At 49.1% G+C, this 18,793-nt stretch carries 15 protein-coding genes and 1 pseudogene; 11 read left to right on the plus strand and 5 right to left on the minus strand.

Annotated elements, in window-relative coordinates; genetic code table 11:
* From ACLTD4_RS26625 to ACLTD4_RS26645, 5 genes are all read left to right on the plus strand, one after another.
* Positions 1-800 (plus strand): Gfo/Idh/MocA family protein (locus ACLTD4_RS26625; protein WP_412331696.1); only part of this gene is annotated, 800 nt, incomplete at its 5' end.
* 1 nt (position 801) lies between these two features.
* A complete protein-coding gene (locus tag ACLTD4_RS26630; RefSeq protein ID WP_055657964.1) occupies positions 802-1,698 on the plus strand; it encodes a Gfo/Idh/MocA family protein in 897 nt (298 codons plus the stop codon).
* Positions 1,699-1,718: 20 nt separating this feature from the next.
* On the plus strand, positions 1,719-2,789 hold the full coding sequence (locus ACLTD4_RS26635; protein ID WP_117622565.1) for a Gfo/Idh/MocA family protein: 1,071 nt from the start codon (positions 1,719-1,721) through the stop codon (positions 2,787-2,789).
* Positions 2,790-2,818: 29 nt separating this feature from the next.
* Complete coding sequence (locus ACLTD4_RS26640; protein WP_117622611.1) at positions 2,819-4,504, plus strand: sensor histidine kinase; 1,686 nt, start codon at positions 2,819-2,821, stop codon at positions 4,502-4,504.
* Complete coding sequence (locus tag ACLTD4_RS26645) at positions 4,501-6,030, plus strand: response regulator transcription factor (protein WP_055657960.1); 1,530 nt, start codon at positions 4,501-4,503, stop codon at positions 6,028-6,030. Before ACLTD4_RS26640 ends, ACLTD4_RS26645 begins: the two co-directional genes overlap by 4 nt.
* Before the next feature lie 360 nt (positions 6,031-6,390).
* Here ACLTD4_RS26645 and ACLTD4_RS26650 read toward each other — a convergent pair whose 3' ends face one another.
* Positions 6,391-7,515 (minus strand): glycoside hydrolase family 105 protein, encoded by a 1,125-nt coding sequence (locus tag ACLTD4_RS26650; protein ID WP_117622567.1) that lies wholly within the window; start codon positions 7,513-7,515, stop codon positions 6,391-6,393.
* 83 nt (positions 7,516-7,598) lie between these two features.
* On the opposite strand from ACLTD4_RS26650, the gene ACLTD4_RS26655 reads away from it, so the two are divergent.
* Together ACLTD4_RS26655 and ACLTD4_RS26660 are read left to right on the plus strand one after the other, a co-directional pair.
* A complete protein-coding gene (locus ACLTD4_RS26655; protein WP_055657957.1) occupies positions 7,599-8,489 on the plus strand; it encodes a helix-turn-helix transcriptional regulator in 891 nt (296 codons plus the stop codon).
* A gap of 215 nt (positions 8,490-8,704) precedes the next feature.
* Positions 8,705-9,466, plus strand: a complete 762-nt coding sequence (locus tag ACLTD4_RS26660; RefSeq protein ID WP_117622568.1) for an EFR1 family ferrodoxin — start codon at positions 8,705-8,707, stop codon at positions 9,464-9,466.
* A 100-nt stretch (positions 9,467-9,566) separates the two neighbouring features.
* Here the strand turns inward: ACLTD4_RS26660 and larA are convergent, their stop codons facing one another.
* Both larA and ACLTD4_RS26670 read right to left on the minus strand, forming a co-directional pair.
* Positions 9,567-10,820, minus strand: coding sequence for a nickel-dependent lactate racemase (larA, locus tag ACLTD4_RS26665; protein ID WP_412331697.1), 1,254 nt, complete (start codon positions 10,818-10,820; stop codon positions 9,567-9,569).
* A 4-nt stretch (positions 10,821-10,824) separates the two neighbouring features.
* A complete protein-coding gene (locus ACLTD4_RS26670; protein WP_117622570.1) occupies positions 10,825-12,006 on the minus strand; it encodes an NADP-dependent malic enzyme in 1,182 nt (393 codons plus the stop codon).
* Between the two features lie 258 nt (positions 12,007-12,264).
* Between ACLTD4_RS26670 and ACLTD4_RS26675 the strand changes: the two genes are divergently transcribed.
* The 4 genes from ACLTD4_RS26675 (at position 12,265) to ACLTD4_RS26690 (ending at position 15,914) form a co-directional block, all read left to right on the plus strand.
* Entirely contained in the window at positions 12,265-13,161 is an 897-nt protein-coding gene (locus ACLTD4_RS26675) for a LysR family transcriptional regulator (protein ID WP_055657950.1), read from the plus strand.
* A gap of 285 nt (positions 13,162-13,446) precedes the next feature.
* A complete protein-coding gene (locus ACLTD4_RS26680) occupies positions 13,447-14,235 on the plus strand; it encodes a DUF3100 domain-containing protein (protein WP_117622571.1) in 789 nt (262 codons plus the stop codon).
* A 98-nt stretch (positions 14,236-14,333) separates the two neighbouring features.
* Complete coding sequence (locus ACLTD4_RS26685; protein WP_002602054.1) at positions 14,334-14,792, plus strand: hypothetical protein; 459 nt, start codon at positions 14,334-14,336, stop codon at positions 14,790-14,792.
* A gap of 36 nt (positions 14,793-14,828) precedes the next feature.
* On the plus strand, positions 14,829-15,914 hold the full coding sequence (locus ACLTD4_RS26690) for a C45 family autoproteolytic acyltransferase/hydolase (RefSeq protein ID WP_117622572.1): 1,086 nt from the start codon (positions 14,829-14,831) through the stop codon (positions 15,912-15,914).
* Positions 15,915-16,111: 197 nt separating this feature from the next.
* Here the strand turns inward: ACLTD4_RS26690 and ACLTD4_RS26695 are convergent.
* Both ACLTD4_RS26695 and ACLTD4_RS26700 read right to left on the minus strand, forming a co-directional pair.
* A pseudogene (locus tag ACLTD4_RS26695) lies at positions 16,112-17,449 on the minus strand (IS1182 family transposase); the annotation flags it as partial.
* 201 nt (positions 17,450-17,650) lie between these two features.
* Complete coding sequence (locus ACLTD4_RS26700) at positions 17,651-18,538, minus strand: hypothetical protein (protein WP_412331698.1); 888 nt, start codon at positions 18,536-18,538, stop codon at positions 17,651-17,653.
* Positions 18,539-18,793 lie beyond the last annotated feature (255 nt).

An 18,793-nucleotide genomic window follows, 5' to 3' on the forward strand; every position in this document is an offset into this window, starting at 1 on the left:
ATACGAAAGAGATGCTTGATGCGGCGGAGAAGGCGGGGGTACATTTTTTTGCCGCGCATACAACCAATTTTATCAGGGGCGTCCAGACGGCGAAGGCGCTGCTGGCCGCGGGAGAAATCGGAGAGCTGCTTATGATTGAGGCCGTTCATACGGACTGGGCGGGCCCTCAGAAAACCATAGGCTGGAAACAGATGAAGGAAATCTCCGGAGGTCATCTGTACCACCACATGCATGAGGTGGATTTAATCTGCCAGCTGGCCGGTCTTCCGGCTTCGGTATATGCAAAAGGGAAGAATCTGGTCCATCACGGAGATGGCTGCGGTGATGAGGAGGATGCCATATTTCTGAATATGGAGCTTCCGGGAGGCGGTTTTGCATCCCTGACAATCGGTTCCGCATTCCGCCTGGGAGATCACTTTGTAAAGCTTCAGGGAAAGACGGGTGGAATTCTGATGGATTTTAAAAATTCCTTTGTCCGCCTGGAAAATGACCGGGGGGAGACGCTGTATCCCATGCAGGAAAATGAGGCGGAGGATGAGGAACGCAGGAACGGGTATCGAAAAAACAGAACGGACGCGGGGAAGGGATTTGGTAAGCCGGGAATGAAGACCTCTTCCTGGATGCGCACCATATTTTATAAGGAACTGATGTGTTTTGATGAGGCAGTCAGAACCGGGAACGCAGCTCCCGGCTGTGAGACCCTGCTGGACGGAAGCGCAGCCTTAAACTGTGTAAAGGTACTGGACGGGGCCAGGGAGTCCATGGCCGTGGGACTGCCGGTCAGACTGGAGGCGAGATAGCATGAAGCTGGGAATCATAGGGCTGGATTCTTCCCATGCGGTTCAGTTTTCAAGAATCCTGAATGGGGAGAGGGAGCCGTTTCATATTGGAGGTCATCCGGTGACCGCAGCGTATCCGGGCCCTGTATCACAGGATTTTGATATGAGTCGGGACCGGATGGAGAACTTTACCAGGGAAGTTGCCGGCGATTGGGGAGTAAAATTATATTCATCCATCGCAGAGGTGATGAAAAATTCAGACGCGGTCTTTCTGGAACAGGTCGACGCAAGAAGGCGGCTGGAGCAGTTTCGGGAGATGGTCTGCTTTGGGAAACCAATCTATGTCGATAAGCCGTTTGCGTTAAATACGGCGGACTGCAGAGAGATGTTTAAGCTGGCGGAACAGTATGGAGTTCCGGTTTTATCTACTTCCTCTCTCCGCTTTGCGGACGGCCTTACAGCCGCACTGAAGCAGTGTGAGTGGCATTCTGTGATTGGAGCCGATTTCTTCGGCCCCATGCCGTTTACCGCTACGCAGCCGGGGTATTTCTGGTATGGGGTCCACATGGCGGACATGCTTTACAGGACCATGGGGACGGGATGCAGCAAGGTTTCCGTCATCCATACCAGTGAGCATGATATCATCACCGGAGTCTGGAAGGATGGGAGAATCGGAAATATCCGGGGAAACCGATGTGGAAACGGCAACTTCGGGGGAACCATATTCCATGAATCCGGCAGTGTGTTTATCGATGTATCCCAGGACAAGAGAGGGTATTATGAGTGTCTGGTGGAACAGATTATCCGGATGTTCGATACCGGACAGAGTCCCGTTACGAGGCAGGAGATGACAGAGGTGGTCCGTTTTCTGGAGGCCGCAGGTGAGAGCCTCACGACCGGGCGGGAAGTAGTATTATAAATTAAGGAGAGATAAAATAGATGATACGAATAGGTGTTTTGGGCTGCGGCTATTTCGGGGCGGAATTTGCCAGAGCCATAAAGGAGAGGGAGGACGTCCAGCTGGCAGCGGTTTACAGTCCCGGAAAGAGTTCGGAGCGGTTAAGCCGGGAGCTGGGCTGCCTGCGGGCTTCCTCTGTCGATGAGATCCTGGAAAATGCGGATATCGATGCCGTGATCATTGCCACGCCGAACTATCTGCATCATCAGCATGTACTGGCGGCGGCCGGAGCGGGAAAGCACATTTTCTGTGAGAAGCCGTTTGCACTGAACGCAGAGGATGCTACAGAGATGGTGGAAGCGTGCCGGAAGGCAGAGGTTACGCTGATGGTGGGCCACATCATGCATTTTTACCAGGGAATTGCCAGAGTTAAGGCGATGATTCAGGAGGGCTTTTTCGGCGATATACTCACCATGCATATCGAACGTACCGGCTGGGAGCAGAAAAAGGCGGAAGTGAGCTGGAAGAAGATGCAGGAGAAATCCGGAGGCCATCTATTCCACCATATTCACGAGATTGATATTATGCAGTGGATCATGGGAGTGCCTACGGAGATGTACGCGGTGGGAGGAAACTTAGGGCACCGCGGGGCGGAGTTCGGAGATGAGGACGATGTGCTCCTGCTGACCGCCAGCTTTAACGGAAATGCATTCGCAACGCTTCAGTATGGCTCGGGTTTCCGGGTGGGGAACCATTTTATCCGTATTAACGGCACGAAAGCGGGAGCGGTGATCGATTTTAAGCGCGCCGAAGTCCGTGTGATCAGTGATGCGGGGGAGACGCAGTTTCCGCTGTTTGAGGATGAGAAGAGCGCGAGGGCGATCTGCGAGCTGTTTGCCCGAACCGACGGAGGTATCTCCTACGGATCCCCGGAGGAACGGCCTCCGGAGTATATTCTGGTCTCTCTGCGGGAGGAGCTGGAACTGTTTCTTCATGTGGTAAGCGGGGGAGAGATACCGGAAGAGAAAAAAGATTTATTTGACGGATCATCGGCAGTTCATTCGGTTATGATTGCGCAGATGGGATGCTGTGTCAGAGGGAGGAAGTCATAAAGGAGAAGGAAAGAGGGCTGCATCATAAGATGATGCAGCTCGTGTGGATTGATATTATTATATTTTTTCTGATCGCGGGGGCCGGCGTGATTCTGTCACAGCGCATCTACCGCCAGGATATGGAGACGGAGACTTCTAATGTATTTGAAGCCTCCTTTTCGAATATAGAAAACACGCTTCATTTTGTCGAAAACATCGCTTTTAACATCATGAATGACAAGACGGTGAAGGAGGCGCTGCGGGCGGTAAACCAGGAGAGGGAGGACCGCTACGCACTGGTAGATGATTTGTATTACCGTCTGATTACCGGATCGCTGGTGGCAAATGACGCAGTCTCCATTATTGTAACAGACTTAGAGGGACGCCAGTATGCGACGGGAAGCCTGGACTACAACCTGACAGAGGAGGAGCAGGAGAAAATCAGGCTTCTCATGGAGGAACGCTCTTCCAGAACGGAGCCGGTGTGGCTGGAACGGGGGAATGGCCAGGAACTGCTCTATGGCCGGGAACTCTATGACACGCCGTTTGGGGGACACCGCCCGCTGGGCATGATACTGATCCGTGTGAATCTGGATAAGATGATGGCGGAGAGCAGGCAGGGAAGCCTTGCGAAGGGCAATATCGTAATTTTTTACCATGAAAATCTCATTTACGCGGGAGACAAGCGAATCTTTGACAGCCCGGAGCTGCTGGATTCTGTGAGAAAAGAAAAAAATGGAGGCTCCGGACGGTATTTCAGGACCGAGGGGGAGTCTGAATTTCCCGGGATTACGTATCTGGGGTATGAGAGATACAAAGAGATGATGACATCGACGAACACGCTGATGATATTCTTTACAGCGGCTATTTTATTCATATTAATTGCGTCATTTTTGGCGACGGCCCGTGTGGTTCATCACATAACGGCTCCTATCGCATTTTTGAGCAAGAAAATGAAAGCGGTGGAGGAAGGGGATTTTTCGGTACAGATTGACAGAGACCTTTTGGATACGGATATTATGGAATTCGAGGAACTGGCGGCTAACTTCAACCTTATGACGGGAGAAATCGGCCGGCTGGTGGAAGACAATTACTTAAGGACAATCAAGGAGAAGGAGTACCAGATCAAGGTCCTCCAGGCGCAGATCAATCCCCATTTTCTTTATAATACGCTGGATGCTATTAACTGGCTGGCCATGGACAGCGGGCGGCCTGAGATATCCAGTATGGTTCAGTCTCTGGCGACTCTCTTCCGTGAAGCGACGAAACAGCAGCAGTACCTGATCCCGCTGAGGGAAGAACTGACACTTTTATCGTGCTATGTAACGATTCAGAAAATACGGCTGGAGGAACGGCTGGAAGTGGCGTTTACCATTCCGGAGGAGTGTATGGATATGAAGATTCCCAAACTCTCTCTTCAGCCGATTCTGGAAAATTCGGTGAAATACGCGGCTGAGGTTACCATGAAGCCGTGTTTGATCGAAATCAGGGCCAGAAGGAAGGGAAACCGTCTGATTCTCTGCATTTGGGATAACGGGCCGGGAATTCCGGAACAGATCCTGGCACAGATCAGAGAGCGGCGGGTGCCTGACAATACGGGAATCGGCCTGTTAAATATCGAGGATCGGATTCAGATGCTGGGAGGAACCGGCAGCGGGTTAAAGATTTATTCAAAAAAAGGGCAGGGAACATGGATTACGCTGTGTATCTGCCAGCCAGGAGGTGAAGGCAGTTGAAATACCGGGCACTGATTGTAGACGATGAACGCATCATAGTAAATGGAATTATGAGACTGCCGATCTGGCTTTCTCTGGATATTGAGCCTGTGCCTGCTATGACGGGCCTGCAGGCTCTGGAATTAATGGAGCAGTACCGGTTTGACCTGATCATTACAGACATCCGCATGCCGGAAATGGACGGCCTGGAATTTATCTCTCAGATGAGAAAAGTGTACCCGGACATACCGACCGTGGTTCTGTCCGGTTATGATTCTTTCGCCTATGCGAAGGAGGCTATCCATTACGGTGTTTCTGATTATCTGTTAAAGCCCATTTCCCAGTTGGATTTAAGCGATACAATCACCAGGATTTTTCATGAGATAGAAGAAAAAAAGGAAGCCCGGCAGCAGGAAGAGATGCTGCGCGGGACTGTAAAACAGACGATCCGGGATGCCAATGCCCAGCAGCTGGAAAATGGCTTGCTGGGGGGGCCGGAAAATGGCCGTCTTGACCGGCTTCTGGGTTCCGGTTATATCTTGGCGGAGTGTATTCCCTGCGAGAGGGAGGAAGAAAATCTGGGAGGTCTCAATATACTCCTGGAAAACATAAAACAGATCGTCCTGGGACCTCGCCGGGACAGCAGGGCAGTCGTCACGCTGTTTATGGGCCACGTTGTATTTGCGGTAAATCAGGAAACAATTGATTTTGGCCGTCTCCTGTCGGGAATCCGGGAATGGAGTGAAAAAAACGAATACCCGTTTTCTGTATCCTGGATTCCGGTTACCTCCGGGGATTGTCTCGCAGAACGCTACAGCCTCCTGACCAGAGTTTCCTCATACCGTTTCTATTACGACAAGTTCTGTATCTTATCCGAAGAAGAAACGAAATCCGCAGAAGGGGAGCCCTGCTTTGACGCGCTGGAAAAAGCCGTAAAGGACGGAAATGCGGAGCTGGCTCTGACAGAGATGGAAGATGTGATATACGACCTGAGGCGCTTAAACAAGTCTCCGGAAGAAACAAGGACATACTGTGCCAGACTCTATCTTCTTCTGGCCAAATACACGAATGAACACGTTCGGGAAACCGGAATTGTCAGGCTCTTAATGACGAGTGCCCGCACCGACTTTAACGGTCTGGCGGCCATGCTTCGCCAGCTTTTAACGCAGTGGGAGACTGACAGGTCAGAGAAGAACCAGGCCAGCTTCAGCAGTACCGTGCAGAAGGCCATGCTGTATGTACACGATCATTTAAGCGACGAGGGACTCTCCATCGCCGCAGTAGCCGGAACGGTTCTCTTCATCCACCCGGACTATTTCGGCAAGCTCTTCAAGAAAGAAACCGGAATTGCATTTACACGGTACGTCATGGACTTACGCATGGACCGCGCTAAAAAACTGATCGCAGAAAGGCCCGACATCAAGGTCTACGAGCTGTGCGAAGCTACCGGCTTCGGTGAAAATCCTCACTACTTCAGCCAGGTCTTCCGTTCCTGCTGCGGATGCACGCCGAGTGAGTATAAGAGGGCGATGGGGAATGTGAAATAAAAGCTTCGTTATTTGATTTATTTTAGGAAAGGGTGAGACGATTATATAAAACTGTGGATGTTTGTGTTTTGATATGCAGTCGTTCTTTTTTCAGAATTGTCCGGGAAGGTTACTAAATTTTTATATTGTATACCTTTGCTGATTTGTCCATATGATTGCCTGTTCACGTAAAATATCCTGTAGAAAAATATAGGACCCCGCTAAAGCAAGGCCCTAATTTAAGCGTTTTCGTACGACTCCAAAGAATCTATCCGGTTCGTGGTTGACGCATAACCCACGGTCAGGCTCCACAGCAGGCTGTATACCGGCACAGTCAACTTGAAATGATTGGAAACCAGTTGCCGGGGATATTACAAAATATCATTTTAAATTATCTAACGCCTGAATCAAAGCCAAAATCGTAAGTGACTGTCCATAGGCCATCGGCGCAATCAATATTTTTTTGTAATGTTCCCTGTCAGCCCCCATCCCGGTGCCGCCTGACACGTTCAGCACGGTGCCTTCCTCATCGATATTATTCATGACGGCCCGGACGCCCTTCCAGGCACAGTCCAGATAGGAATCATCGAGGATACCGAGCTTGATTCCCTTTAAGATCCCCGCGGTGATGGCGGCGGAGCCGGAGACCTCCTCGTAGCTGGCCGGATCATCGAGTACGGTATGCCACAATCCTGACTGGCTCTGCAGCTTCTTTAACGTACGGACCTGGCTTTTATAAGTGTTTACAATAAATTCCCGGACACCCGCATCCAGGCTGCCCTTAAACATCTCCAGATACTCCAGAATCCCCGCGGTAAACCAGCTGTTGCCGCGGCACCAGAAGACGCCTCCGAAATTATCGCGCGTGTTGAACGTCCAGCCGTGGTAGAAAAGACCGGTTTTCTTGTCGTATAAGTATTTGATATGTAAGAGTACCTGGTGGATGGACTCGCTGATCCAGTCCTGGCGGTTGTATTTCTGGCCCATTCGGTTTAAGAAGAGAACGGTCATGAACAGGGTGTCGATCCACATTTCATTTTCATTTAAACGGACGCCCAGGCGGTCGCCGTTGGCGCTGGTCACGTGCTGGAAGCCGCCTTCCTCCGTGCGGGGGAGGCAGCGCATCAGCCAGTCGGCCCAGCTTAAACAGAGAGACTCGAATTCCGGATCGGGGCAGATTTCGTTTAGCTGTACCAGCGTCAGCAGCGGAGTGGTAGTGTTAATGTTGCGGGACGGAAGCCCCTCGGCCATGTTGCTTTTAAACCAGCTGCATAAGAATTCGCGGTATTCCTCCTTTTTTTCAACCATCATGATCTTGTAGAGACCGTATAGGCCGACTCCCTGCGGCCAGTCCCATTCGCTAATTCCGAAATCACGGCGGAAGAAGCCGATGCTTTCACCCCCGTTCTCCAGTTCTGTTTCATTTTCAGGGCCGCCGAGCGTTAAGAGCTTATTTACGACCAGGTCAAGCTTTTGGGTGATTTCTTCTTTTTTCAGTTCCTGCATGAGTAGGAGACTCCTTTCTTATAGAAAATTAATGGGTTTTATTATATAATGGTTCCAAATGCTGCAGACAGGAGGGACGAGGCATGGAAGCCGTCATCTATTACGCCAGGACCGAAGGCATCGAACTGGAACGAATGATACGCAAGGGTCATTTTAATATGCATGGAAAGCATTTCCACAACCAGTATGAGATCTTCTATCTGCTGGAAGGGGAGCGGCGTTTCTTCTTTGACAACCGTTCTTATCTGGTAAAAGGCGGATCGCTGATTCTGGTGGATGAAAACTCGATTCATATGACCACGGCGAACAGCGAACGGGAAATCGGCCATGACCGCATTATCCTCTATGTGGAGCGGGATAAAATGAAAGAATTTGACCGGCTGTTCCCGAATCTGAACCTGGTTAAGTTTTTTCACCAGCACTATGGGGTATTTCCGCTGAACGAAAGGCAGCAGAGGGAGTTTATCGACCTCTATACCAGGCTTCAGGATGAATTTGACAGCAGAAAACGAAATTACAGGGCCATGATCGAGACGGAAATTATCCAGTACTTTATTCGTTTTATGCGTGAAAATCATACTCCGGCCATTGAACATACGGATGTGAGCGCGCCTTCCAAATACCAGAATATCTACGCGGTGGCCGACTATATCTCGGAGCACTTTGATGAAACGATAACGCTGGATCTGCTGGCCGACCAGTTTTATATCAGCAAATATTATTTGAGCCGCACCTTTAAGGAAATTACGGGTTACGGCATTAGTGAGTATTTGAATATTCACCGCATCAGGGAGGCGAAGAGGCTGCTGGAGGAGACGGATTTGAGCGTGCAGCAGATTGCCCGTAAGCTTGGATACGAGAGTATCACGTATTTTGAGAAGGTGTTCAAAACGTATATGACCATGTCTCCCTTGAAGTATCGAAAAACAATGAATACGGTGACTTATACCAACGGACCGACGAGCAAACCGTAAATGCCGGCCCGTTGTGTATGCACTTTTTTATCACGGTCACATTGTAGCATGTATGAAAGATTTTATGTTATCAGATATTGCGGATTCGAGTGGAAAATCAAACTATATTGTGGTCAGGCACTACGCTTTTTAATCCCTTCTGGATAGGGGCGTGGGTTTGTGATATGCTGGAAACGTATAGAAACGGTTGAACGATCGGGATCAGGAGAAAAAGGATGGTTGGGATCTATTTTAGCGGAACGGGTAACTCGAGATACTGTGTGGAAAAATTTTTGGAGGAATATGAACCGCAGGCTGAGGCATTTTCCATCGAGAATGAAAATGCGGCGCTGGAAATAGGGCGTCAGGATGAGATTGTTCTGGGCTACCCGGTACAATTCAGCAGCATACCTAAGATTTTGAAGGATTATGTGATTTCCAATCATGAGATCTGGAAGGGAAAAAAAGTCTTTATTATTGCCACTATGGGGCTGTTCAGCGGGGATGGGGCAGGAATTATGGCCAGGCTGCTGAAGAGATACGGCGCCGTTATTACAGGCGGTCTGCATGTGAAGATGCCTGACAGCATTGGCGATGAGAGAGCTTTAAAAAGGCTATTGGAGAAAAACAGGGAGCTGGTAGTGAATGCCGGCAGCAAAATAAAGAAGGCCGCTGCCGCTTTAAAATGCGGGGAACCGCCCCGGGAAGGCCTTGGGGTTCTCTGGTATCTGGCTGGATTGTTTGGGCAGAGGCTGTATTTCTTTTATAAGACAAAGGAATATACTGATAAGCTGAAGATAGACGCAGGTCGGTGTATTGGCTGCGGAATGTGTGCCAACCTGTGCCCTATGGAAAATATTCAGGTAAAGGATAAAACGGCTGTGCCGGGAAAGCGGTGTACGATGTGTTACCGCTGTATCAACCAGTGTCCGGTGCAGGCAATCACACTGCTGGGAAAGCGAGTGGTTGAGCAGTGCGATATAAAGAACTATTTATAGAGGGCATTCGGCTCTGAACACAAAAACGCATAACTACGATGTTTATGCGTTTTTGTGCATTTATATAATTGTTACGGCAAAGGTGACCAGCAGTAAATACTTACGTATCCCCAACCACCGGAAGCGTAGATCCTCCAAACGGCATAACGAGTACGGAAGCCTCCGCCCCTAATTCCTTAAAGGCCTGATCGACAGCCTCCTGAACGGATGAGAACGGCGTCATAAATATATTTCTGACAAATTCTTCCTCCATGTGAGAGACGAGAAATACCTTCGCATGTTCCAGAACCATGGCGATCGCCGCGGCCTTATGGCCGCCCAGCTGGAAATCGGTCTCGATGCGCTTAATTAAGTCGGAAGGCCGGTCCGCTCCGAGCATCCATTCCTCAAAGACCCGTTCGCCCATGCCCTCCCGGCAGGAGCCGACCAGGATGATGATTCCGTTCTCTTTAACCGCGTATTTACCATTTTCCAGGGCTTTCTGGGTCTGGTAGAGATTCAGATCCTTTGGAGCGCCGCCCTGGGATACCAGGACGATGTCTGCCTTGCGGCTGATCTCTTTCCGGTAAAAACGGTCCAGAAAACGGCAGCCAGCCCTGTGGGCCGTAATGATATCTCCGCAGACGGAGTAGACGATCTGCTTGGTCTCATCCAGAACCACATTGACAATAAAGTCAACCGGACAACAGACAAGAGCGTCCTCCAAGTCCTTACGGAGGGAATTGCCTTCCAGCTTGCCGGCGCACGCATCGGGTCTGACCATGCGGGAGTGGTTGGCCTGGATCGCCGCCCTTGTGGAGACTCCCGGCATGATAGCTTTTGCTCCGCCGGAATATCCGGCGAAATAGTGGTATTCGATGTTGCCCAGACAGATACGGCAGTCCGCCTCTGCCACAGGACGGCAGATGTCTACGGGGGTGCCGCCGGGCGTGGTGCCCATGTGAACGAAATCAAATTCCGAGGAATCGACACAGCGTACCTGGCGGTAGACGGATTCCCCGACGAAATGGAGTTTTTCTTCCTCCGTCTGTGTCCGGTGGCTGCCGAGGGCAAATACGATGGTTATCGATTCTGGTTTAACCCCGGCCGCATACATGCGTTCCAACAGCTGTGGGAGAACGACGTGAGAGGGCATGGGGCGTGTGATATCGCTTGTTACAATGACAATTCTTTCCTTTCCTTTTACAATCTCCTCCAGGGAACGTGTTCCGATCGGATGGGAGAGTGAACGATTCACTTCCTCCGCCCCGGTGGTGGCGACGGTTACTTCATTGGGATAGAGAATCCCGTCTATGTTTTTATCAGGCAGCTCCACAATCTGTGGGGTGGTGCCGAAGCCTATTTCCAGTTTCATACAATCAGTTCCTCACTTTGTGCGCGACTTTGCTGCGGACCGCCGCTTCTCCTACGGCTCTGGCGACGGCAGCGCTGACTCTTTTATCCAGTGGATTCGGAATAATACAGTCCTCAGACAGCTCTTCATCGGTTACCAGACCGGCGATAGCCACTGCGGCAGCCATTTTCATATCCTCGTTGATATCGGAAGCCCTGACGTCCAGCGCTCCGCGGAAGATTCCCGGGAAGGCTAAAAGGTTGTTGATCTGATTCGGGAAATCGGAGCGTCCGGTGGCAACGACACGGGCGCCGCCGGCTTTCGCCTCGTCCGGCATAATTTCGGGAACCGGGTTAGCCATGGCAAATACGATGGAATTCGGTGCCATCGTGGAGATCATGGCCGATGTTGCAATTCCGGGGGCCGATACTCCGACGAAGATATCTTTGTCTTTGATAATTGTCTCCAGCGGACCGCGTTCCTGGCGCGGATTGGTGACAGTGGCCATCTCCTGCTGGGCCGGATTCATAAAGGACTCTCCGGGGGCCAGCGCCCCGCATTTGTCCGTCATCACGATGTCACGGAAGCCGTGAGACATGAGGAGGCGGCAGATGGAGATTCCGGCAGACCCTGCGCCGCTGATCACGACCCGAGCAGTCTCTTTCTTCTTTCCGGCCAGCTTTAATGCGTTGATGAGACCTGCCAGCACGACGATGGCCGTCCCATGCTGATCGTCGTGGAAGACAGGGATGGACAGCCGCTCTTTCAGTCTTCGTTCAATTTCGAAACACCTGGGGGCGGAAATGTCCTCCAGATTGATGCCGCCAAAGGTGGGGGCCATGCATTCCACGGTCCGGATGATCTCATCCACGTCCTTTGTAGCCAGACAGATGGGAAATGCATTGACTCCGGCAAATTCCCGGAACAGGATGCATTTACCCTCCATGACAGGCATGGCGGCTTCTGGGCCGATATCACCGAGGCCAAGTACCGCGGTTCCGTCTGTGACGACAGCTACTAAGTTTCCGCGGCCGGTGAGTTCATAACTCTCCTCAGGATTACGGTGGATCTCCACGCAGGGCTGGGCGACTCCCGGCGTATAGGCCAGCGATAAATCTGTTTTGTTTGTAATAGGAAGCCTGGAAACGATGTCCAGTTTCCCTTTCAGCTTCCGGTGCAGTTCTAATGATTCCTGTGCATAATTCATTTTCTCACCCTCCAGTGTGTTGTCTGCTTAAGGGGAAGGGCAGAGAGATTTTTCATATCTCTATCATAAGGGAGAAAAGCAGGTATTGTAAAATAATAATTAATGATGGGATAATAACTAAAAGTTTTGAAAAATCGACGAAAATTTGATAAAAATTAAACAATACTTGAAATGAAGCCTGTCAGGTCTTACTATTAATAAATAATATGAATGGACATAGAATGATATAAGGCAGGAAGTTTGGAGAGGGAGATTGGTATGAAATTACATCAGCTTCAGTATTTCAGAGAGGTATGCACACAGAATGGAATCACAAAAGCGGCGGAGACGCTTCATATATCCCAGCCAGCCGTCTCCAATGCGATTAAGGAACTGGAGGAAGAGTTTCATGTCAAGCTGTTTAAGAGAGTGGACAAGAGGCTGATTCTGACGAAGGAAGGCGCCTATTTTCTCCTGGAGGTGGAAGAGCTGCTGAGCAGGGCCAATGCTCTGACGCAGAAAATGTACCACTTGGGAACGCAGAAAAATCTGATCAGAATCGGGCTTCCGCCGATGATCAGTGTGATGGCGTTCCGGCTGATCCAGGACTTCCACTCTGCCCATCCGGAGATCGAGCTGGAGCTGTATGATGAGGCTTCCCTTACCTTAAGAAGGATGCTTCAGGAGGATAAGGTGGATGTAATCATTGTCAGCGGCATGAACACGGACTTTACGAACCTGGGGTTCTGCAAGCTTCAGAGGAGCGAGCTCCTGTTCTGCGTGAACCGGAATCACCAGCTGGCTGGTGAGCCGTGCGTATCCATAGCACATGCGGCGCTGGAACCGGTGGTGATGTTTAAGAGCAGCTTCCATGTAAGGGAAAAGGTGCTGGAGCGTTTCCATGAAAATGGCTGTACACCCCGTGTCATGTGGACGACGCAGCAGCTCTATACGCAGCTTCAGCTGATCCGGAACGGGATGGCGGCTGGTTTTCTGTTCCGGGAGATCGTCGAAAATGAAGAGGATATAACCGGAATCCCGCTGGACCCGCCTATGGAGACCGACATTGAGATGGTGTGGCTGAAGAACGGGAAGGTATACCAGGACATCAACTGTTTTATCCGGTTTACCCAGGAACACTGCCGGAAATACGGACTGAAGTGTGTGAAGGAATGAGGATAAAAATAGTACAGCATTGCAGAATTCACCGGAACTTATGTAACGCTGTACTATATAGGAAAGACAAAGAAAATGGACAGGAAAGAGCTGTATTTCGGCTCTCTCCTGTCATTTTCAGTTATGATGAAATAATTAAATGTTATTTTACAGATCGCGCAGGATTCTATAAAATGGAAAGTGCTTGAAGGGGAAGAAACAAAGGAGTCTGTACAGTGCGGTGGGCGTTCTGACAGATCATGAGAGGTGTAAAGAAAAATAAAAATAATGTCTGGGAGGTTTCATATGTTTGCTGATAAAATATGGGGAGATTACAAGTTTCATCTGGTTATTCTGTTGTGCTGCGTTTTGGCCGAACTCGTCGGTCCTATACGGATACCGCTGGGAGGCGTTACCATTACGCTGCTTCCGTTACTGTATTCCATGATTTTCGTATTAGTCGTATATCTGATCAAACCTATCAAATTCGTAAAAGAAAAACAGGCGGCCACGGGTTCTGCCATGCTGACCTTAAGTGTTGCCTTTTTGATGGCAAAGCTGGGAATCACCAGCGGCGGCTCCATTGAACAGGTAATCAGTGCAGGTCCGGTTCTGATTCTGCAGAATCTGGGAAATATCGGCACACTTCTGGTTGCGCTTCCGATTGCTCTCCTTCTTGGCATGGGAAGAGAGGCCGTTGGTATGACCCACGCGATGAGCCGTGAACCAAATGTGGCGCTGATTTCCGATATGTTTGGGGCGGACTCGGCCGAGTTTAAGGGCGTTATGACCTGTTATATCGTTGGAACTATTTTCGGAACCATCTTCATGAGTATCATCCCGCCGCTCTTTGTGAGCCTGGGAATCTTCACCCCGGAAGCGACTGCCATGGCTGTCGGCGCCGGCAGCGCATCGATGATGACAGCCGGCCTGGCAGGAATTATGGAAGCTACGCCTTCTGCGAATCCGGATACACTGACCGCATTTGCAAGCATCAGCAACGTTATATCTTCCTCAATCTCTGTTTATCTGGGATTATTTATCACAGTACCGTTGGGCAATGTGATCTATAAGGCGATGAAAAAGGGAAAATAGGCCGCCCATCGGATTGGGCCAGGGCATAATGTGTGACAGGCGTGAAGGGCCGCACCAAAATAATAGAACAGTAGAGGGAAAATAAGGAGGAGTTTCGTATGGAGAAGGAAAGATTTTCTGGGATGTTTATGGATTGGGTAATGACATTTCTTGTGGTTGCCATACTTGCAACCGTTTGTAATATTGTGGGCTATGACGGAGGATTCATAGAGTCTCTTCCGGGCATGCTGATATTCGGCCTGATCAGTCTGGCAGGCCTGACTGTGAAACATTTCGTTCCTGGTAATTTACCGGCGGTAGCCTATATCGCTTTAATCGGAATGATCGTGGCAATGCCGTTTTCTCCGATTTCCGGATTTGTGGTTTATTGGGCGGGCAAGGTGTCACTGATGGCTACCGTTACACCGATTCTGGCTTATGCGGGCGTTATCGTGGGCAGAGACTGGCGTGATTTCTTAAAGATCGGCTGGAAGGGGATCGTGGTATCCCTGCTGGTTATCTTTGGTACGTTCCTGGTCTCCGGAGGAATCGCACAGGTTCTCGGAAACATTCTGTAAACGTGAAAAATAGAGGAAAGCAGGAGGAAGAATGGAATGGGGAATTTTCCATATGTAGAAATTGAGGGTACACCGTTTGAGATTGGATTTCAGCATGGAGAGCTTTTTAAGGATAAGATTTTAAACAGCATCCAGTGTTATAAGGAAATGTTTATGGATTACTCGAATCTGGAGTGGTCCAGGGCAAAGAAGCTGTCTACCAGATTTGTCGAGGTAATCCGGGACTACAATCCGGATTATCTGGAAGAAATTCGCGGAGTTGCAGAAGGGGCCGGACTGGATTTTGAAGATATTCTGGCTTTAAACTGCAGAAGTGAGCTTGTATTTGTGGGAAATGAACTCGACAAGGCCGACGGCGGCTGTACCTCCATCGGAATCAGCAGCGATGCCGGAGCGGGCGGAGATGCGTTCCTGGCTCACAACTGGGATTGGAAGACCAGCCAGAGAGAGTCCATGATTATGATGAAGATCACACAGAAAAACGGCAGGCCCACCATCTTTATGGTAACTGAGGCGGGAATTATCGGAAAGACGGGATTTAACAGCGCTGGTGTAGGTCTGTACTTAAATGCGCTGTCCACAGATCAGGCGCCGAAGGGGCTTCCGCTCCACATGGCTATGAGAGGGATTCTGGACTGTGAGACGCTGGCCGAGGCAGTCAAGGCAGCTACCAGATTTCAGCTGGGCTGCTGCGCCAACTTCATGATCGGCCATAAGAACGGGGAATGTGTGGATATTGAGATTGAAAATGAAGAGTTTGACGTGCTCTATCCGAAGGATGGAATCATCGTCCACACCAATCATTTTATCAGCAGCAGGCTCCCAATTCTGCCGAGAAAGGATATGGGGAAACGTAAGTTTACGGATTCCTTTGTCCGGCTGGGAAGAGCGGATAAACTGCTTCGAAAGAAAGGAAGCGAAATTTCGGAGGAAGATATTAAGGCCGTTTTAACGGACCACGTGGAGTATCCTTCCAGTATCTGTCGTCACGACGATGAGAAGCTGGAAAAGGGACTGCGGATGGGAACCGTATTCTCCATGATTATTAATTTGACAAAGGGCGAGATCCTGTTCTGCAAGGGAAATCCCTGTGAGTTGGAGTATGAGAAGTATCGGATATAGGTCAGAGAAGTGTCCGGATCTATGCAAAAGCGTATGACTTTTGGCGGCAGAGAGAGCCTTAGTGGCTCTTTCTGCCGCTCAGACTGTAGACAAAATGGTTCCTGGTGCGATGCACCCGGAACCATTTTGAATTTTATATAGAGATATATTGGTTCGAATATACAGACAAAAGAACAGGGTTTCCTTAGCCCGCCCTTTCTCCATTTCCAGATTGCCAGTTTCTTTAGATTCATACATGCAAATAAAAGGGTCAGCTCCATTGTCACTTTTGCCAATCCTCTGTACTGTGTATATCTCATTCCATGTTTTTCTTTTCCGTCTGCAAAGACTCGTTCGATGGTTTCTTTCCGTTTCTGATAGATTTCTTTCATCCCTGTCTGATGACGGATTTCCTCCACCTTTTCCATGTACCCCTCCCATACATGGCGGCTTACCACCTTTACATGGTCTTTGCTTCCTGTACATTGGTTTTGGTACGGACAATCCTTACACTTTTTTCCATCGCTTTTGTATTCTCGGTATCCATCACGGTTTGTTGTGCTGTATTTTAGGATCTGATTATTCGGGCATAAATAACAGTCAAAGTATTCATCATATACATAATCGCTTTTTCGAAAATACCCTTTCTTTGTCATTGGACGTTTATAGGGCATAACCGGAACCTTTCCTTCCTCGATTAGCGTTCTTGCGATTGCTGGTATCTTATAGCCTGCATCCATTACATAGTATTTAGGATATTTTACCCGTTCGCTTACTTTCCGGTACAGTTCCCAAAAGGATACGCTGTCGTGGACATTCCCTGCTGTCACTTCAAAATCTATGACATAATTATTTTTATCACAGCAGGTATTGGCTGCATAAGCAAACACCTGCTTGTGTTCCCCTTTGTGGAACCAGCCACTGTCGGGATCGGTAGTGCTGACCTTTTTGTTTATGGTCTCTGGCGTGGACTCTTTTTCTTTCAATGGCTTTTTCCCGTGTTCCAGCCTGTCCTTCTCTATTTCCTCCTGCAGCTCCTTTTCGTAACATCGGGCTTCTTTTTCCATGGTTTCATTCTGATATTTATGAGGGTTTGCACTGGCTTTGATGTGGGTACCATCAATAAAAAGACTTTCCGTATCCAGGAAACCACAGGCATCCACCTCCATTAGAATCCGGGAGAATATCTTTTGAAAAAGATCCGTATCCTTAAAGCGTCTGGTATAGTTCTTCCCAAAGGTAGAGAAATGAGGGATATCCTCATACAGGCCGTATCCCAGATACCAGCGGTAAGCAAGATTCACTTCAATCTCTTTGATTGTTTTGCGCATGGAAGGGATGCCAAACACGTATTGGAGGATCACGATTTTCATTAATACAACGGGATCAATGCTTTCCCTGCCATAAGGTTTGTAGAGATCTTTAACCTCGTCATAAATAAAGCTTAAATCAATGGCTTCCTCCAGCTTTCGAACCAGATGACCGGAAGGGACGAGGTCATCCAGGCTTGCAATCTGTACCTGAGAACGTTCTGAATAATCTTTTTTCCCCATCATAAGAAAAAACCTCACTTTCGTATAGTACTATTATACTACATCGAAATCCTGAGTGAAAGAAAAAAGACAACCGCCTCCTATTAGGAGGCTAGTTGTCTACAGTCTGGGCGGCAGAGAGAGCCTTAGTGGCTCTTTCTGCCGCTGTTTTTTTCGGTGAGATTATTTTATGCAGTCGTGATATCAAGGCGGCCTTTTAAGGAATCAGACAGAGGTCCGCCCCCAGAACTCTTCCATATATCTGACTGCGGCAGGGGAATCCAGTTCCAGCTTTTCAATCAGCTTTTTACGGGTATCATCATAGGAAAATCCTGTTTCCCGGCAAATGGAAATCAGAGCGCCGGCGCCTCTTTCTATGCCCTTTTCAAATCCATCTTTCACCAGCATTTGACCTAATGGTGTCATGAATAGCACCTCCTTTACCTGGTTTAAATCGTCTTTTGACAGAAACTTGTTTGCAAGTGTATACAGGACTGCCTGCATCTTTTTTAAATCTGTCTCTGATAGAGCACCGGATTTAGTGATCAGCTGATTTGCCAGAATAATCCGGTCTTTTTGATTCGTGGTACCAGACATCAGTGTGGTGAGCAGCAGGGGGACAAGATCAGAACGTTCCAGCTTTTCTCCGCTTTTCTGCTTTTCAAACAGCTTGGCAAGTAATTCATCCGCGTCTTTGTCTTTCAGACGAATCGGGATGATCCGGTAGGTGTTGTGTCCGGTCTTTAATTCTGACAAGATTTCCTTTACGGTTGATGAACAGATCACGTAAGTCGTGATATCGACGTGACAGATATACGCGGTGACTGCTTCATAACTGCGGAAGCGGCGCAGATCCTCCTCCTTGATACGTCGTTCAAACTCCAGATGAATCCAGCTCTGGTCAGGCTTAATGAAGTTAAAGTCTTCATATAGCTGCTTCGCTTCCAGATGGACAAATTCCGTTTGGCCGACTGTCACCGGTTCCGCAGTGATTTTTAAGTATGACAGCAGTTCATCTCCGAAAAACTGCATGGCGCTCTTTAAGACAAGATCTTCCGCCGGAAAGTTGTCCGGTATATCTTTGGAGCCGCCTGCATCATTCGTATTGCTCATATAGCCTCCGTTTCCAGCTATATAAGAACCTATCTCCATTATAATAGTTTTCAATAAAACAGACAATAGCCCTGCTTGTTTTATTCGTTTTTGTGGTAATCATGAAATTAATTCCGGTAAGGTGGATTTCTTAAGTCCGAACGGACAGAGAATGCCAGACAGAACAGGCAGATGGAATGCCGGCAGAAGCCGGTTTCCGGCGGCGATAGCTTCTTATAAAGGCTGTCGTCTGTTTTGTATATAGAAGTATAGCAT

The organism is Hungatella sp., assembly GCF_046966825.1.

What these genes read in the sequence shown, in the direction of transcription:
- ACLTD4_RS26630 (WP_055657964.1), top strand. Translation starts at nt 802, where the DNA reads ATGAAGCTGGGAATCATAGGGCTGGATTCTTCCCATGCGGTTCAGTTT.
- ACLTD4_RS26635 (WP_117622565.1), top strand. Translation starts at nt 1,719, where the DNA reads ATGATACGAATAGGTGTTTTGGGCTGCGGCTATTTCGGGGCGGAATTT.
- ACLTD4_RS26640 (WP_117622611.1), top strand. Translation starts at nt 2,819, where the DNA reads ATGATGCAGCTCGTGTGGATTGATATTATTATATTTTTTCTGATCGCG.
- ACLTD4_RS26650 (WP_117622567.1), bottom strand. Translation starts at nt 7,515, where the DNA reads ATGCAGGAACTGAAAAAAGAAGAAATCACCCAAAAGCTTGACCTGGTC.
- ACLTD4_RS26655 (WP_055657957.1), top strand. Translation starts at nt 7,599, where the DNA reads ATGGAAGCCGTCATCTATTACGCCAGGACCGAAGGCATCGAACTGGAA.
- ACLTD4_RS26660 (WP_117622568.1), top strand. Translation starts at nt 8,705, where the DNA reads ATGGTTGGGATCTATTTTAGCGGAACGGGTAACTCGAGATACTGTGTG.
- larA (WP_412331697.1), bottom strand. Translation starts at nt 10,820, where the DNA reads ATGAAACTGGAAATAGGCTTCGGCACCACCCCACAGATTGTGGAGCTG.
- ACLTD4_RS26670 (WP_117622570.1), bottom strand. Translation starts at nt 12,006, where the DNA reads ATGAATTATGCACAGGAATCATTAGAACTGCACCGGAAGCTGAAAGGG.
- ACLTD4_RS26675 (WP_055657950.1), top strand. Translation starts at nt 12,265, where the DNA reads ATGAAATTACATCAGCTTCAGTATTTCAGAGAGGTATGCACACAGAAT.
- ACLTD4_RS26680 (WP_117622571.1), top strand. Translation starts at nt 13,447, where the DNA reads ATGTTTGCTGATAAAATATGGGGAGATTACAAGTTTCATCTGGTTATT.
- ACLTD4_RS26685 (WP_002602054.1), top strand. Translation starts at nt 14,334, where the DNA reads ATGGAGAAGGAAAGATTTTCTGGGATGTTTATGGATTGGGTAATGACA.
- ACLTD4_RS26690 (WP_117622572.1), top strand. Translation starts at nt 14,829, where the DNA reads ATGGGGAATTTTCCATATGTAGAAATTGAGGGTACACCGTTTGAGATT.
- ACLTD4_RS26700 (WP_412331698.1), bottom strand. Translation starts at nt 18,538, where the DNA reads ATGAGCAATACGAATGATGCAGGCGGCTCCAAAGATATACCGGACAAC.